Genomic DNA, 15,294 nt, shown 5'->3' with positions numbered 1-15,294 from the left:
CAATGATCACGGGTATAGTAAGTACAAAAATACCGAGAGTACAAGTGATAAGAGAAACAACAGTAGTAAGCGCGATGATGTTAGCCGCCAGTGTTGAGTTTCCTCCCATCGCACGAGCCATAACGTAGCTTGCCGCTGCCGTTGGTGCCGCGCTCATCAAGAAGATAAGCCCGAGATCGAGCCCTTCAAATCCTAAGTACCCAGCCGCCAGTGTAATCAGTAACGGTGAGGCAATTAACTTGTAGCTAGAGGCGAACCACGTCGACAATTTTTCTTGTTTGAGTGAGCTGATGTCTAGCGACCCACCGGTACAAAGCAGTGCTAAAGGCAACGTCATGTTGGCAAAGTATTGACCAGCGTCAGTGACCATTTTGGGGATAGGAATAGAAAGCGCATAGAAGACGACCGCTAAGAAAATAGCGATGATCAATGGGTTTTTGGTAATCGACTTGGCGATTACTTTAATCGCTTTCGCGCCAGTGTCTTCGCCTTTGGGTGTCAGTGCAATTACGGCTTGAATGTTATACAGCACGGTTAGGGATGCGACATAGATAGCCGCCAATGCCACGCCTTGGTTGCCATAGATATTAGCCACATAGGCGAGGCCGATGATCGCGGTATTGGCGCGAAATCCACCTTGGACAATCACACCTTGATCTTTCGAACCTTTAAATACTAACTTGGTCGAGAAAATCGTGAACAAGAAAAAGATAAAGTTAGCGATGACGCAAAAGGCAACTAACGCGCTACTGGCTGAAAAGTTGTGATTCGATTGAACAATACTCAGAAATAGCATTGCGGGCAGGGTGACTTGAAAGACGACCTTAGATGCGACATCAATGAAATTGTCATTGATTAAGCCGATTCGCTTGAGCATCACACCAAGAAACAGCATTAAACAGATAGGGCCTGTTACCGACGCCGAAAACGCAAACTGTTCCCAAAGTGTGTTCATTGTTTTTCCTTTGTTAGTCGATTTCAATTTCCTTTGAATACTGTCGCATTTTTCCACAATTCTTTGATAAGACAAAATGAATACCTAGGGTTAAGTAAAAAATCTTGAAAAAAAGAACGAACGTGCTAAAAATAATGTATCAGATTTATTATTGGTGAATAATGAGTAAGGGAAAGATAACCAAAGAGTATATTTTGAGCCATGCATTCGCGCTTGCAAGTGAGAATGGGCTTGAGAGTTTGACGATTGGCGAGTTAGCCAAGCAATGTGGCATGTCTAAGAGTGGCTTGTTTGCACACTTCAACTCTAAAGAAAACCTGCAACTCTCTGTACTCGAGTATTCCAACGCCATATTCACCGAAAGAGTCATCATTCCCGCAAGAGAGCTGGGAGATGGTGATATTGAAGCGAAATTGAAACAGCTGCTCGACAATTGGCTGGGCTGGAACCATTCATTCCAAGGCAGTTGCATGTTTATTGATGCATGGAAAGATGCGGGCAGTGAAACGTCTGTGATTCAGAAAGCACTGCAGAAAACCATTTCAGTGTGGATTGATTACTTGACGATTCAGGTAGCAAAAGCGGTTGAGAGCAAACAGTTCAGAGCCGATTTAGATCCTAAACAGGCAACCTTTGAGTTATACGGTCTCTATTTGAGTGCGAACTTGTTCTACTCGTTACGTGGCCAACAAGCGAGCCATACCCATTTTTGGAGTGGTGTAGAGCGCTTAATCGCTAGCTGGAAAGTGGTTTAACTCGCCAAGCCACTTGGTTCGGGAAACCATAGAGTTCGCAAGCTTCTTAGCTCGCAAACTATTGAACTCGTAAAGCATGTGACTTTGCGTAACTACGGTTTGCAAAAGACTTTAAGAGAAGTGGCGGCAAGCAGTCATAAAAAGCGCTATCGCCATTTTTTATACCAACAAATAGCACGGTCGTTCGATTTTTTAGGGCCGAGCTCGATCCGCCAATGATGATGGCGATACAAGGAACGGTCATGAGTGACAAAATCTACTTTAATACATCGAACAAATTCAGCTTCAAGCGCAGCTTAATTGGCGCAACAACCAATCTGCATTACATCTTAGCGCCGAGCCATGCGAAGAAAACGGCACGTAAGCTGCTGCTCACTCCAATGCGTACCGAGCAAAAAAATGCTGATCCCCAAGGGCTTATCAAGAGTGAAATTGAAGGTCGTGATGGCGTTTTAAAAACCTATTCTTTAGGTACGGGGCCTGTTTGGGTGCTGACTCATGGTTGGTCTGGCACCGCGAGTCAGTTCTTCCCTTTGATGGAACACATCGCCGCCAAAGGTTTTACGGCTCTGGCTTACGATCATCCTGCTCATGGTGGCAGCGATGGTGTACATGGTCATATTCCTGCGTTTGTAAATGGTTTGGAAGCGATTCTCGATTCGGTAGGTGAGGTAGCTGGTTTGGTCGGTCACAGCATGGGTACGGCTTCTGCGTTGGAATGTAAGCACGTTAAATTGGAAAACAAGCCACTATTGCTGATTGCACCTGTACTGGATTATCTAGAAAACCTCTTTGGCAGCGTCGCGCGTTCAGGTTACTCAATGAAACTGTTTGAAGCGGTAGTCGGAGAAGTAGAAGAGCAGTTTAACTACCCAATTCAGTCTGTTGATCCCTATGGAAAGCTAGCGCTTCGTGAGTCTCAGACGATCATCGTTCATGATGAGCAAGACAAGTTTACTAAGTTTGATGTGTCTCAGCGTGCGGCTAATGAAATGGGTCGCGTTACCTTGATTGCGACTCAAGGGCAGGGCCACGGGCGAGTAATGAAGTGCCCACAAGTATTCGAGAGTTTTGATAACTTGATTGGTTAACTTTAACGAATCAAGCAATTAGAACGCCAGCTAAGAAAACAAACACTAAAAAGGCCAACCAGACATTATCTGGTTGGCCTTGCTTTTAGGTGTTTAGTCGACGCTTAGTTCGCGTTTAGCTAAACCCTATTTTTAGTTAGCACAGCTTGCTGGGCCTATCTCTTTCCACACGCCCCATTGGCCTGTTGTTGTTGGATCTTCACCGGTTGTCCACCATTTCGCTTCCCAAACCTTACCGCCTTGAGTTACTTGGTCACCGCCCGTGTAAACCGCGCCTGAATCCCAAGCGTTAGTACACGTACCGCCGCCTGTGGTTTTCTTAACAACTTTCACTGAAGTAGCTGCTACCGATGTCTCTGTGCCATCGCTGACCGTTACAGAGAAGTTCAGCGTTGTATCTTGCGTGTATTCCGCCGCGACAAAGCTCACTGAAGAACCTTGAACCATTGCATCGATACCAGCAGGTACATCCCATGTGAAGGTTAATGTGTCTTGGTCAGCATCGCTTGAAGCCGAAGCATCAACCACGACTACATCACCCGCATTCACTTCAGCCGGAGCCATAACCACAGCAACTGGTGCTGTATTGACTGGGCCCGTGTCCTTAGGCGTTACGGTTACAACAACGGTGTCAGTTGCAGTAGCACCTTCGTTATCAGTTACCGTTAGGCTGAACGTGAGTACTTCTTGTTGAGCGACTTCAATCACATCGAAGCTTGCAACAGCGGCATTAGCGTTCGCCAGCGTTACTGCCGAACCACTTACTTGTGACCAAGCGTAGCTCGCGATTGTACCGTCGCTGTCTTTTGAAGCGCTGCCATCTAGAGAAACAGAAGCTGGGCCTTCAACCGATTGGTCTGCGCCTGCAGCTGCCGTTGGTTTGCGGTTGACAGGATCTGTTGTACCGCCCGCTAGGCCTTCATGCATCGCATTCAGAATGTCGCCGTTGTCTGCATCAATTTCCCAAGAGAATAGACCCGCAAGACCAAGGCTACGAACGTACGCGCCTTTTGCTTTTACCGAGCGGTCATCATCAAATGTGATTAGCTGGCCTGAAGTGCGGTTCCAAACGTAAGGCGCTTCTGCCATTTCGTCGTAGCCATATTCGAAGCCGTTGATGCCTTGGTTATTCGCGCCAAGCATGTTTGCTTTAATGCCTTTGTAATCAATAACGCCATCTTCCCATACGCCTTGCGCAGAGCTACCTTTCAGTTTGCCATTACCCACCCCTGTCATAGGGTCGCTAGGATCTGAAAGTGATGATGGTAATACGCCTTCCCAACCACGACCGTACATCGCTGTACCAACAACAAGTTTGTTCGCAGGAACGCCTTGCTCAAGTAGTAATTGGATGCCGTTGTCCGTGGTGTAAGCTGGGCCTGTGTATTGTTCGCCATTTTCATCAAGGCCTGTGCCATCACATTGACCAGGGCGCATGAAGTTACCGCAGTTGAGCGCTGTTTGATGACCTAACACGTTGTTCCAACCGCCGTAGAAGTCGTAAGTCATTGCGAAGATGTAATCCATGTATTGGATAGCATCGCCGTAGTCCACGTCTTCAATTTTATCGTGACCAACACCAATCGCAGAAGTTAGCTCGTAAGTACGGCCGTTTTCCGCTTCTAGCTCATCCAGCATCACGCGAAGTTCTGCCATCAATGCAATGTAAGCTGGGCCGTCATTTACAGGATCACCAAGGTCTGGTGCCGCACCGCCTCCACCAGGGAATTCCCAATCGATATCCACACCGTCGTAGAATTTCCATGTGTTGAGGAATTTCTTAACAGACGCAACGAAGGTGTCACGGTTGGCTTTGGTTGTGAAATCAAAGAACGGGTCAGACAGCGTCCAGCCACCAATAGATGGGATGATCTTCAAATCAGGATTACGCTGTTTGAGCGCCATCATCATTGCGTAGTTACCCTTGATCGGTGAGCTGTATTCGTGTCCCGCTTGAGGGAAGCTTTTCTGGAAAGCCGCCCAAGGGTCATGTATCACCACTTCGTAATCGTTAACACCCTGACAAGCTGTCATGAGTGCGTTGTAGCTGTTACCGCCTACTGATTTAACTGATTCGTTCGGACCACAAATTGGGATGAAGCCATAAAGGATATGGGTCAAGTTGTCAGCGGGTAGGTTATCAACGGTGTAATCACGGCCGTAAATACCCCACTCCACAAAGTAAGTACCGACTACCGTATTTGGATCTGTGTTGTATGACTTGTTGTTTGGATCCACATTCATCGCAAGTGGCGCTAAGTGTGAGCCATCGGTATCAGCGATCGTGATTTGAGCAGGTGCGCTCTTGCTACAACCTGTTTCATCACACGCTTCGATTTCCATCTCAAATAAGCCGCCTTGGCCGTATTCGAAAGAAGCTGTGGTTTGGCTGCCAGTAATTGGGCCGGTGGCCACTTTAACGCCATCAAAGTAGATGTTGTACGTGTTTCCTGACGTTCCGCTCCATTGGTTGAACTTAACGTCGACCTTCGCTTGGTCGTGATATTTCACCATCTGGTTGTAGCCAGAGGTGGTTTCCATCGCGAGTTCAATTTTAGAAAATTGCAGGTTGTTGGAACCGTACATGTCGATGCTAGGTGCTGTTGGAGCAGCTAATGCTGTACCAGATAGCGCTAGAGCAATGCTTGCAGCACAGGTATTTATACGAATCATACTATTTCTCTCATTCCTTGAAGATTACGAGAACCAATTGGCCCCATAAACGGCTCCAATCAGTTTTGAAGGAGCTTCCCAGTCAGTATTCGAGAGAGTTTTAATTTCATAACTGAAAATAAATCCGTTTTCGATGGACAGCTAAAAAATTGTATCTTGTTACAATTCTGTTGCTTAATGAATGAGAGGCTGAGTCCATGTTTTATAAAATAAAACATCCTTCAGTAGGAAAATCTCACAAGTGAAAATTCACGACATGAAGTTATGAAAAGGTGCGACAAACTATAAGAAAATACTGTGGATTGAAGCAGAATCACAAAATGAAGTATGTTGAGCGAGGTCGAACGATGAGTAGTCTTGAAGACGAATGCTTCTGGCAATATGGATAAGAGAGTTATCTTTTGAATTGCTCAGCTAAGGAAGCGCGTCGTTGCTGCATGACACTATGGGTATCACCAGTCGCAGTATCTTCGTAGCCTTCTTTAATAAATTGCTGAGACGGTACGCTTGGCTCTAGTCGCTTCAAGCGAGGCGAATCGTAAGTACCACTGATGGTGTAAACAGTGGTTCCAGAGCCAGTGTTGATCGTGACGATCTTACCGTCAAAATCGAATGAGGTAGTGATAAGACGATGATTCATCATCACACCGTTTTCTGAAAGTGTCAGGATATCGGTGTTGTAAGGTGGCGCCGCAATCTCTATCCATGTGCCATAGACGTTGCTTGGGCTGACAGATTGCTGGTGGGCTTGGTAAGCAAAATAGCCGGCGGTGAGGGCAACCATAAAGCCAGCTAATAGGAAGCCGTAGAGTAACGAGTTGGCAAATAGATCTCTGCTTTTAGTCGGCTTTTTTGCCATTATCTCTTCATTTTTCGACTGATATTGTTTTAGATTCTATTAACTAAAACCTTAGTTTGCAAAAATTGTTCTAAGAGTTAGAAGCAGGATCGAATGTTCTAATAAATTTGGTTGCGTTAGTGATTTTTAGCCTTGCTCCTCATTATTTACGTTATCAATGAAAGCGAATTCCAGAAATGCTTAAGCTATGCGTATTTATTTCTTGTAGGAAAGTCTCGAATTGGTTAAAACAATTATCACCTAAATTTACGCATAGGCTTACTCGGTGAGCTCAATAATTGCAATTTGAAGATAACAAGGAAGTACAATGATTAAAGAAAACACATACTTTGAAGGTGGCGTTAAGTCGTTAGCGTTTAACCAGTCTGGTGCTGATGTGAGTGTTGGTGTAATGGCGGCTGGTGAGTACACTTTTGGTACTGCGGCTCCAGAAAAGATGACCGTTGTTAAAGGTGCTTTGATTGTAAAGCGTGTTGGCGATGATGACTGGACGACATACCAATCTGGTGAGTCTTTTGACGTTGCGGGTGATTCATCATTCGACCTACAGGTAAAAGAAGCGACGGCTTACCTGTGTGAGTACTTGTAATCAGGTCTAAATTTGTTCAATCAGGGCATCATTTGCCTCTGATTGAATAGAAAAAAACCACGCTCTAGGAGCGTGGTTAAATAAGTGATAGTAACCGGCAGTGGATAGTGTCACTTGTTTTTGTAGTCATCAAATGGATGACCAAATCGTTGTTCGTTGCAAAATCTCTTCAATCTTCAATCTTCAATCTTCAATCTTCAAAGCTCAAAGCTCAAAGCTCAAAGCCAAGACATCAGTAAGTCTCAAACACACCGTTGTTGTAGTCTTGAATTGTCTGTTCAATCTCTTCCATCGAGTTCATGACAAACGGACCATAGTGCACAACAGGTTCATTAATCGGTTCACCAGAAAAAATCAGTACCCCTGAATCTTCCAAGCTACCCAAAGACAGCAAGTCAGCTTTGGTGAGCAGGGCAAGTTGACCTTGGTTGATCACTTTGTCGCCGATTTTAATACTACCCTTGTACACGTAAGTCATGGCATTGTGATTAACATTAGTCCCTAACGTGACTTTTTGCCCAGAATGAGAGCGCCAATCCGCAACGCTTAATGGCACACCTGTTTTCTGTAATGGACCCTGCGCTCGTAAAGCCTCTGAATCATCGTCAGTTTGGTTGTGCAATTCAAACTCTCCAGCAATCACTCTTAACAAGCCACTTTGTTCACTTTGATGTTCCGCGATGCTTTCACTTTGAAAATCGTGATACTGCGCTGGTTGCATTTTGTGTGTCGCAGGTTGGTTTATCCAAATCTGAAAACCATGCAGCGCACCTTCTTCCATCATTGGCATTTCGCTGTGAATGACACCACGGCCTGCGGCCATCCATTGAGCGCCACCGCTGCGTAGCTCTCCAACATTCCCCATATGGTCTTTGTGTTGGAAGTGACCTTGGAGCATGTAAGTGAGCGTTTCTATCCCACGGTGAGGATGTGGAGGAAAGCCGCCCACATAGTCTTTGCTTTCATCCGACTTAAGTTCATCAATCATTAAAAATGGAGAGAAACGTGCGTTATTAAAACCTGCGAGTCGTTGGATTTTGACGCTATCACCATCTGAGGTGGCATGTGCTGCAATCACATGATCTACTGCTCTTACATTCGTCATTTTGAAACCCTCGTAAACTTGAATAGCTGTAGTTTATGTAATTTGATTTAAAAAGAAGATGGCACAACGTTGAGTGACTTATTCGAAAATCTTGAACAGGTCACAATATGAAATTATGTCTATACTTGAATAGAGAGTAGACCGCCAAGGAGGCCGCTATGGCAGTTCAGCAAAAACATGGCGAAAGGCATGGTCGGATGGGTTTTGATAACGACTTTACAACGGAGCAAAGTCAGCGTTTTACAGAGGTTGCAAACAGCGCCGTTAAACGCCGCGTGAAAAAACGTGAGATAGAAGCGCCGTTTATTGAGTCAGCTAAGCAAGCCGCTTTTAAAACCGTGGTGAGGCGACCTAAAGGGAATAACCCAAACCGAACACGTCAAGTCATATGGATTATTATGATCGGGTTAGTGAGCCTTTGGCTTATGTACTTTGCAGGTTAGCAGCGCCACTCAGTTATTGGAATGGCTAGCGTTGGCGCGTTTTTAATAGCGTAACATTGTTCCCTTCGATCTTCGCTTCAAAGCAATCTTCCAGTTCAGATGAATCCGGTACTGAGCTAACAAGACTCGTTGGTAGTTCTTCTATCAAGGTCGATACTGGGTTGTCGTGATAATAAGCGTAACGGTTTTTTCCTGAATGCTTGGCAACATACATCGCTTTATCAGCACATCTCGTCAGCTCATGTAATTCTTGTGCATCTTGCGGGTATAAAGCAACCCCAACACTTAACGTCAATTCCTTGATTCTCTCGTTTGTTTGGCAGCCGCTTTCGAACAGCCCGCAGATCCTATCTAGAATGCCGTCTAGAGCTTTACGAGTTGGTACATCGTAGAGCATCAGAACAAACTCGTCTCCAGCAAAGCGCGCGATGGAATAATCGTATTCATGGCTTTTTCTGTCTCTGGTTCGAATATTGTTGCTCAAGCGATTGGCAAAATGCTGTAAGACACTGTCTCCCACATCGTGCCCGTAGCTGTCGTTAATGCCTTTAAAGTCATCTATATCCAAAAAGACCAATGCCGTAAGTGACCGCTCACTATCGACTGTGGCTAGTTTTTCTGTCGCCCAGCGTTCAAAGCTCCAACGGTTTGCCAAGCCGGTTAGCTGATCTCTGTAGGCGAGATCTTCAATGCCTTCTTTATACAGGCGTTGAATATAACTGACGGCTTTTGTGTAGTAATAGGCGGATGTATGGCACACCAAGCTCATGGTAAATAAGCTAAGGACAAATCTGTGTGTGCTGTTAAATGGTAAAGAAAAGTTGCTAGGCATTGCTGTGATCAAGGTGCTGATGAACAGGCAAAACGAGGTGCTGAAGATAATGCCAATTCTGAAATCATTAATGAAAATGACCGCGGCCAGAATTGGGTAGAGCCAAAGTATGCGATCGGGGATGGCGTGACTGTACAAGAATAGGATGACGCCCTGAACTAGAAGAACACCACTCAGAATCAATTCGGAATACTCAGGATTGATGACTTTTCTTACATATAAAGCGTTAGAGATGGCAATGATGGCGAAACACAATTCGAACATTGACAACGTGTAATGCTCGCCTTGGAAATAAGCCCAAGTATAGAAAATAAATAACGCAGCGGCAGTCAGTGAAAAGGAGTGGACAATTTTTTGCTTGCGGGTGGAGCGTATGTCCGCCATTTCTTCTAGGTGCCTGCCGACGAGCCTTTTCATGTGATCTGTGCCAAAGTTTTTGATGATGATGTTAATAATAGATTAAATAATAGTCATTGCGGAGTGTTAGTCGTCTTTTTAGTGTGACTGCTATCAAGATTTCATATTAAATCGATATGACTCATAATAATTGTTGATGTGTGTCGCTGAAGGTGCAGAGTTTTCTGATGACGAGCGAGGTGCTTGGAGCGATTTGAATATTATCCACTTGCTTTCCAGTGAGTTACTCCACATAGTTTGTAAACGACCAAAATTAAGAAGGGCTCATTATGTTAATTACCTTTAGTTGTAAAGCTCATGCTAGTGTCACGATGTTTGGTGAAGTTGGCCTTCAGTTCATCAAGATGCTTGGGCATAGCGGCTCCATCCCAGGTGCTATGGATGCTTCAGAGGTTCCTCAAGCTCTGGATAATCTACGCGCTGCGATTGCAGCAGAGCAGAGCAAGCCCGTAGAGCAAGAAAATACTGATGACGACAATGAAGAAGAGGTGGTTGAAGCACCTGTTAATATCGGTAGCCGAGCGTTCCCACTGGTTGAATTATTAAAAGCAGCCATCAAGGATGAATGCGAAGTGATGTGGGAAGACGGCAGCGGTAAACGACTGTAGTACGATTCGCGTGAAACGTAACAAGCCTATTGAATCTATTTTAATAAGAATGAATGTTGAACCAGTATCGGACACACCATGGAGTTTGATGGTGATGAACCGATACTGGTGTTTTATTTGATCTGCGATTTAGAAGTTAATAACTAATAATTAATAACGAACCGCTCATAACGAAAAGCTAGCTGGCTTTGTTAAATCGAATCGATTGTATTTTCTTTTCACTACCATCTAGGTAAGCGTAGCTTTCTAAGATCCAAAGCTGGCTATTGAGCATTCCCAATTCAATGCGAACATCAGCACTATTTACACCCTCATAGATTACATCTTGGATGTTAGTTGGATAAAAATTGTAACGATTATTTTGAGATTGAGGCTCGCCAGCAAAGTTGACGTTCACCTGGGTAGCTTGGTTGGTGACATCCATTTGGTAGCCTTGAGCTTCATCGTAAGAGTACTGAGCCGTTAGGTTGACTCCTTGTGAATTAGCTACGCTCACCTCCGCTTGACTAATACTGTTCAGTTTTCCTGTCGACTCTAAGTCCGAGATAGTATCCAGAGTGTTAACGTGATTGTGGATAGTGACATCCCATTCGCCAATGAAATTATTGAGTTCTTCCCAATTTTGTTGCTTCGTCTCTGTTGCTGTTGCTGCGTTCACGTTGGTATGCGCAATGGCTTCGTTACGGCTATCGTGACGAATGTTGTCTCGATTACTTCTAATGTCGTTACCTGCACCTGCAACCCCGCCGGCTACTCCGCCGACAACGGCACTTTTCATTGCTAGCTCTGCATCACCTGTTAATGCACCTATCGTGAGTCCTAACAGTGCGCCACCGACAGCGCCCTGTTTGGTGCTCGCATTGGGATCATCTTCACCAGGTGTCACACACCCAGTAAGTAGTGGAAGGCTAATAGCAATCGCAAGTGATGATTTGACCATTGAATTCATAGTTGGAACCTAAAAATGTGTTTATAAAAGGATTCAAACTTTATCAATGCAATGTCAGGCAACCATTATGAATAATGCTTTGTTTGTTGCGAAGTGTTTCACTTGTTTCTGTTCGTTTACAAGGTTCGTCCGCCTTGAAATGAGAGACTTTTGTTATCGTAATATCAATACATAACAGACCGTAAACAAAGTGATGCTGTTCACGCTTTCTTGACTCCCAATTCTGAACTAAGAATTTTTCCTAGTTATTCTAAGACCCTCTCTCATGCGGTCGATTTTTAGACTCCTTATTATTTCCCTGTCAAATAACAAACAATGCATGGTCGCAATTATGCCGTGCAGACCTCATAAATAATAAGAGAGTTCACAATGTTAAAGTTCCTAGATCAGGTTCGAAAACCGACGCTGGATCTTCCGGTCGAAACTAGAAGAAAAATGTGGTTTAAACCATTCCTACAATCTTACCTAGTCGTGTTCATTGGTTATCTAACCATGTATTTGGTCCGTAAGAACTTCAATGTCGCGCAAAACGACATGATTTCTACTTATGGGTTATCGATGACGGATCTAGGTCTTATCGGTCTGGGTTTCTCTATCACTTACGGAATTGGTAAAACCGTCGTTTCCTATTATGCCGATGGTAAAAACACTAAGCAGTTCCTACCATTCATGCTTGTTCTTTCTGGTATTGCCATGTTGGGCTTTAGCTTCAGTATGGGCGGCGGTAGTGCTAGCTTATTCCTGATGGTTGCCTTCTATGCGTTGAGTGGTTTCTTCCAAAGTACCGGCGGTCCCTCAAGCTACTCGACCATCACTAAATGGACGCCTCGTAACAAGCGTGGTTCTTATTTAGGCCTTTGGAATATGTCGCACAACGTAGGTGGCGCAGGTGCCGCTGGTGTTGCTCTGTTCGGCGCTAACTACCTATTTGATGGCAACGTGATCGGTATGTTCGTGTTCCCATCAATCATTGCGATTGTGGTTGGCTTTATTGGTATGCGCTTTGGTAATGACTCTCCAGAAGCCTATGGTCTAGGTACGGTTGAAGAGTTGTTTGATGAAGAAGTCAGCGAAGAAGATACGGCTGCTGAAGAAAATCAAATGACTAAGAAAGAGATCTTTGTTGAATACATCCTGAAAAACAAAGTGATCTGGTTGCTCTGCTTCGCGAATATCTTCTTATACATTGTTCGTATCGGTATCGATCAATGGTCTACCGTTTATGCGTATCAAGAGCTAGGTCTATCAAAGGAAACTGCGATTTCAGGCTTCACTCTGTTTGAGGTTGGTGCACTAGTCGGTACGTTAATGTGGGGTTATCTATCTGACCTTGCGAACGGGCGCCGTGCTTTGGTTGCTTGTGTGTCGCTTGGCCTTATCATCGTTTCTCTAGAGTTCTATCAACATGCAACAAGTGAGTTCATGTACTTAGCATCACTGTTTGTGCTTGGTTTCCTTGTGTTTGGTCCTCAGTTGCTGATTGGTGTTGCTGCAGTAGGTTTCGTGCCTAAGAAAGCAATCAGTGTTGCAGATGGTGTGAAAGGCACATTTGCTTACTTAATTGGTGACAGCTTTGCCAAACTTGGCCTAGGTATGATTGCAGACGGCACGCCTATTTTTGGCTTAACGGGTTGGAAAGGCACGTTCGCAGCGCTTGATACATCAGCTGCCATTTGTATCGTGTTACTGCTATTCGTTGCGGTTGCGGAAGAGAAGAAGATTCGCCACGCTAAGAAAATGCACTTAGCGTCTCAAAACGCGTAGCGAGTCTCACGTGCTTTATTGGTTTAAAGCACGTGAGATCATACCAATCGTTAGTTCGATTCAGTATCATCTCTATCAATAAACTTAATTTTAGATAGCTCCTGTTGGGGCTATTTTTCTTTCTTACTCTTAATTCTGGTTAATATCATGATTAATGTTGCGCTTGTTGATGACCACGTCATTGTTCGATCTGGCTTTGCTCAATTACTCAGTCTTGAAGCTGATATTACGGTCGTGGGTGAATTCAACTCTGCGGCAGAAGCGCGCCTAGGATTGCCAAGCTGTCACCCTGATATCGTGATCTTGGATATCTCAATGCAGGACGAAAGTGGCCTGAGCTTATTGGAAGAGATTCCATCGGGCATTGCCAGCATCATGTTGAGCGTTCATGACTCTCCGGCGATGGTTGAGAAGTCATTAGAGTTAGGAGCTAAAGGTTATCTCAGCAAGCGCTGTAGCCCTGATGAGTTAATCCAAGCCGTACACACGAGCGCAAATGGTGGCTGTTATCTCACGCCCGATATCGCTATAAAGCTTGCGACGCCCATGAAGAATAAAGCCTCTTTAAATCAGCTCACCCGCAGAGAAAGCGAAGTGTGTCAGCTATTGGCAACAGGGCTCGATGTAAAATCTATTGCCGTAGAGCTAGGGGTTAGCCATAAAACGGTGCATGTACACCGTGCCAATGCGATGGACAAACTCAATGTTAAGAATAACGTCGAGTTAGCTAAATTGTTTACACAAGACCAGTACTAATGCGTTCTTACCTAGCCACCTCCCTGTGTGGGATTTTTATGGCTGGCTGTGCATGGTTCTGTTTGTGGGTTATTGCCTTCTATTTCATTAATGACCCTGAGTTAGCCATTCTGCTTTTCCCATTTTCACTTCGATTGGGAATGACGCTGCACACTCGCACTCACTATTGGCCTGCTATCTATATCGCAGAGTGGGGGCTTGCGATCGCTTTAGCTTTACTGCTTGATGAGCCTCAATGGCTGACGATACTCATCGCCAGTGGACTGAGTATTCCTGCCACGCTAATTGCCAAGCGTTATTATTCTGGTGATCAGAATCGTCATTTGTTAGTGATGGCAAGCTTAATCATGGTCACCGCATCAATTAACGTTGCTGTGGTGGGTTCTCATGTACCAGCCGTTTACATGGTGTGGTTAGCGAGTATCACGGGTGGACTGATGCTGGTGCCTATGTGTTATCTGGTCTGGAACTATCTATTCCAAAATAAGTGGGCGCCACTGAGCTCTTACTTAATCCATAATGTTGTAGAGTTTAAAATCCGGCACATCGCTTTATATAGCGTCTTGTTGGTGGCCAGTATTTTGATACAAACCAGTTTGCCTGATGAACTAAGGCGCTTCGCCCCATTCTGTATGGCGATCCCTATTATCTTGCTCGCTGTTCGTTACGGATGGCAAGGCGCTTTGCTTGCAACAATGTTAAATAGTGTCGCGTTGATTGCAGCCCACAGCGGAACATCCAAACTCGAAATTACCGACTTACTCTTGTCTCTATCTGCTCAAACCATCACAGGTATACTGCTTGGTTTAGCGGTTCAAAAGCAGAAAGACCTCAACTCGAAATTACGCAGTGAACTCTCTAGGAATCAAAACCTTTCACGTCAGTTAGTGACGGCTGAAGAGTCGGTTCGTCGTGATATTGCGCGTGAGTTGCATGATGAGATCGGCCAAAACATCACGGCAATTCGTACTCAGGCAAGCATCATTAAACGCGTCGATGCCGCTGAAATGAGCGCTCGTTGTGCGGGTACCATTGAGTCATTGTCTTTGAATGTTTATGACACCACCAAACGTCTACTTACAAAACTAAGACCTAAGATGTTGGACGATCTTGACCTAAAAGATTCCGTGGAACAGCTTATTCGAGAGATGGAGTTTTCGGATCTCGGCGTTGATATTCAGTTAAATTGGCAAGGTGATTACTCGTGTTTGAGTGACACGCTTAAGGTCACTATCTTCAGGCTGTGCCAAGAATCTCTAAACAATGCCTCTAAATACGCCAACGCGAGCGAAATCAGAATTGAACTGCTTTTAGGTGACCAGGCTTATCTTCAGATATCAGATAATGGCATTGGTTTTACAGCGCAAGATCTTCTCAAAGGAATGGGTGTTCGCGGTATGCAAGAGCGTGTTCAGGCGCTCGGCGGCAAGATGACAATCAACGCTAATGGCTCGTCTTCGGGTACCAATATCAGCGTTACATTACCCAAAGTGTGAGA

The 15,294-nt window shown here is 44.8% G+C and carries 14 protein-coding genes; 8 read left to right on the top strand and 6 right to left on the bottom strand.

What is annotated here, in order from left to right; translation table 11 throughout:
• The coding region (locus tag AB4484_RS25795) for an AEC family transporter (RefSeq protein WP_372080952.1) at nucleotides 1-955 on the bottom strand (955 nt) is incomplete at its 3' end.
• 161 nt (nucleotides 956-1,116) lie between these two features.
• Here AB4484_RS25795 and AB4484_RS25790 point away from each other — a divergent pair.
• The gene (locus AB4484_RS25790; protein ID WP_050632571.1) at nucleotides 1,117-1,710 is read left to right on the top strand and encodes a TetR/AcrR family transcriptional regulator; all 594 of its coding nucleotides are present in this window, start codon (nucleotides 1,117-1,119) and stop codon (nucleotides 1,708-1,710) included.
• A 242-nt stretch (nucleotides 1,711-1,952) separates the two neighbouring features.
• Nucleotides 1,953-2,801, top strand: a complete 849-nt coding sequence (locus tag AB4484_RS25785; protein ID WP_048610017.1) for an alpha/beta hydrolase — start codon at nucleotides 1,953-1,955, stop codon at nucleotides 2,799-2,801.
• A gap of 132 nt (nucleotides 2,802-2,933) precedes the next feature.
• Here the strand turns inward: AB4484_RS25785 and AB4484_RS25780 are convergent, their stop codons facing one another.
• Nucleotides 2,934-5,474, bottom strand: coding sequence for a glycosyl hydrolase family 18 protein (locus AB4484_RS25780; protein ID WP_372080951.1), 2,541 nt, complete (start codon nucleotides 5,472-5,474; stop codon nucleotides 2,934-2,936).
• A gap of 394 nt (nucleotides 5,475-5,868) precedes the next feature.
• On the bottom strand, nucleotides 5,869-6,333 hold the full coding sequence (locus AB4484_RS25775; RefSeq protein WP_017065063.1) for a DUF2850 domain-containing protein: 465 nt from the start codon (nucleotides 6,331-6,333) through the stop codon (nucleotides 5,869-5,871).
• A gap of 307 nt (nucleotides 6,334-6,640) precedes the next feature.
• Between AB4484_RS25775 and AB4484_RS25770 the strand changes: the two genes are divergently transcribed.
• Nucleotides 6,641-6,922 (top strand): pyrimidine/purine nucleoside phosphorylase, encoded by a 282-nt coding sequence (locus tag AB4484_RS25770; protein WP_017057600.1) that lies wholly within the window; start codon nucleotides 6,641-6,643, stop codon nucleotides 6,920-6,922.
• Nucleotides 6,923-7,154: 232 nt separating this feature from the next.
• On the opposite strand, the gene AB4484_RS25765 is transcribed toward AB4484_RS25770, so the two are convergent.
• Nucleotides 7,155-8,027 carry a pirin family protein gene (locus tag AB4484_RS25765; RefSeq protein ID WP_372080950.1) on the bottom strand — a complete coding sequence of 291 codons (873 nt, stop codon included), beginning with the start codon at nucleotides 8,025-8,027 and terminating at the stop codon, nucleotides 7,155-7,157.
• Between the two features lie 158 nt (nucleotides 8,028-8,185).
• Between AB4484_RS25765 and AB4484_RS25760 the strand changes: the two genes are divergently transcribed.
• Nucleotides 8,186-8,470 (top strand): hypothetical protein, encoded by a 285-nt coding sequence (locus AB4484_RS25760; protein WP_061037706.1) that lies wholly within the window; start codon nucleotides 8,186-8,188, stop codon nucleotides 8,468-8,470.
• 25 nt (nucleotides 8,471-8,495) lie between these two features.
• Here the strand turns inward: AB4484_RS25760 and AB4484_RS25755 are convergent, their stop codons facing one another.
• On the bottom strand, nucleotides 8,496-9,686 hold the full coding sequence (locus AB4484_RS25755; protein ID WP_372080954.1) for a GGDEF domain-containing protein: 1,191 nt from the start codon (nucleotides 9,684-9,686) through the stop codon (nucleotides 8,496-8,498).
• A gap of 302 nt (nucleotides 9,687-9,988) precedes the next feature.
• Between AB4484_RS25755 and AB4484_RS25750 the strand changes: the two genes are divergently transcribed.
• Nucleotides 9,989-10,327 carry a DUF1840 domain-containing protein gene (locus AB4484_RS25750; RefSeq protein WP_048610005.1) on the top strand — a complete coding sequence of 113 codons (339 nt, stop codon included), beginning with the start codon at nucleotides 9,989-9,991 and terminating at the stop codon, nucleotides 10,325-10,327.
• A 178-nt stretch (nucleotides 10,328-10,505) separates the two neighbouring features.
• Here the strand turns inward: AB4484_RS25750 and AB4484_RS25745 are convergent, their stop codons facing one another.
• On the bottom strand, nucleotides 10,506-11,276 hold the full coding sequence (locus AB4484_RS25745; protein ID WP_372080949.1) for a hypothetical protein: 771 nt from the start codon (nucleotides 11,274-11,276) through the stop codon (nucleotides 10,506-10,508).
• A gap of 369 nt (nucleotides 11,277-11,645) precedes the next feature.
• Here AB4484_RS25745 and uhpT point away from each other — a divergent pair, with 369 nt between their 5' ends.
• The 3 genes from uhpT (at nucleotide 11,646) to uhpB (ending at nucleotide 15,292) form a co-directional block, all read left to right on the top strand.
• A complete protein-coding gene (uhpT, locus tag AB4484_RS25740; RefSeq protein ID WP_048610001.1) occupies nucleotides 11,646-13,040 on the top strand; it encodes a hexose-6-phosphate:phosphate antiporter in 1,395 nt (464 codons plus the stop codon).
• Nucleotides 13,041-13,187: 147 nt separating this feature from the next.
• Complete coding sequence (gene uhpA, locus AB4484_RS25735) at nucleotides 13,188-13,796, top strand: transcriptional regulator UhpA (protein WP_333917611.1); 609 nt, start codon at nucleotides 13,188-13,190, stop codon at nucleotides 13,794-13,796.
• Entirely contained in the window at nucleotides 13,796-15,292 is a 1,497-nt protein-coding gene (uhpB, locus tag AB4484_RS25730; RefSeq protein WP_372080948.1) for a signal transduction histidine-protein kinase/phosphatase UhpB, read from the top strand. Before uhpA ends, uhpB begins: the two co-directional genes overlap by 1 nt.
• Nucleotides 15,293-15,294 lie beyond the last annotated feature (2 nt).

Source organism: Vibrio sp. 10N.261.46.A3, assembly GCF_041472995.1.
GTDB classification, from domain to species: domain Bacteria; phylum Pseudomonadota; class Gammaproteobacteria; order Enterobacterales; family Vibrionaceae; genus Vibrio; species Vibrio coralliirubri.
The sequence above is the reverse complement of the archived record's forward strand: the minus strand, read 5'-3'. Positions and strand labels throughout refer to the sequence as shown.

What these genes read in the sequence shown, in the direction of transcription:
- AB4484_RS25790 (WP_050632571.1), top strand. Translation starts at nt 1,117, where the DNA reads ATGAGTAAGGGAAAGATAACCAAAGAGTATATTTTGAGCCATGCATTC.
- AB4484_RS25785 (WP_048610017.1), top strand. Translation starts at nt 1,953, where the DNA reads ATGAGTGACAAAATCTACTTTAATACATCGAACAAATTCAGCTTCAAG.
- AB4484_RS25780 (WP_372080951.1), bottom strand. Translation starts at nt 5,474, where the DNA reads ATGATTCGTATAAATACCTGTGCTGCAAGCATTGCTCTAGCGCTATCT.
- AB4484_RS25775 (WP_017065063.1), bottom strand. Translation starts at nt 6,333, where the DNA reads ATGGCAAAAAAGCCGACTAAAAGCAGAGATCTATTTGCCAACTCGTTA.
- AB4484_RS25770 (WP_017057600.1), top strand. Translation starts at nt 6,641, where the DNA reads ATGATTAAAGAAAACACATACTTTGAAGGTGGCGTTAAGTCGTTAGCG.
- AB4484_RS25765 (WP_372080950.1), bottom strand. Translation starts at nt 8,027, where the DNA reads ATGACGAATGTAAGAGCAGTAGATCATGTGATTGCAGCACATGCCACC.
- AB4484_RS25760 (WP_061037706.1), top strand. Translation starts at nt 8,186, where the DNA reads ATGGCAGTTCAGCAAAAACATGGCGAAAGGCATGGTCGGATGGGTTTT.
- AB4484_RS25755 (WP_372080954.1), bottom strand. Translation starts at nt 9,686, where the DNA reads ATGGCGGACATACGCTCCACCCGCAAGCAAAAAATTGTCCACTCCTTT.
- AB4484_RS25750 (WP_048610005.1), top strand. Translation starts at nt 9,989, where the DNA reads ATGTTAATTACCTTTAGTTGTAAAGCTCATGCTAGTGTCACGATGTTT.
- AB4484_RS25745 (WP_372080949.1), bottom strand. Translation starts at nt 11,276, where the DNA reads ATGAATTCAATGGTCAAATCATCACTTGCGATTGCTATTAGCCTTCCA.
- uhpT (WP_048610001.1), top strand. Translation starts at nt 11,646, where the DNA reads ATGTTAAAGTTCCTAGATCAGGTTCGAAAACCGACGCTGGATCTTCCG.
- uhpA (WP_333917611.1), top strand. Translation starts at nt 13,188, where the DNA reads ATGATTAATGTTGCGCTTGTTGATGACCACGTCATTGTTCGATCTGGC.
- uhpB (WP_372080948.1), top strand. Translation starts at nt 13,796, where the DNA reads ATGCGTTCTTACCTAGCCACCTCCCTGTGTGGGATTTTTATGGCTGGC.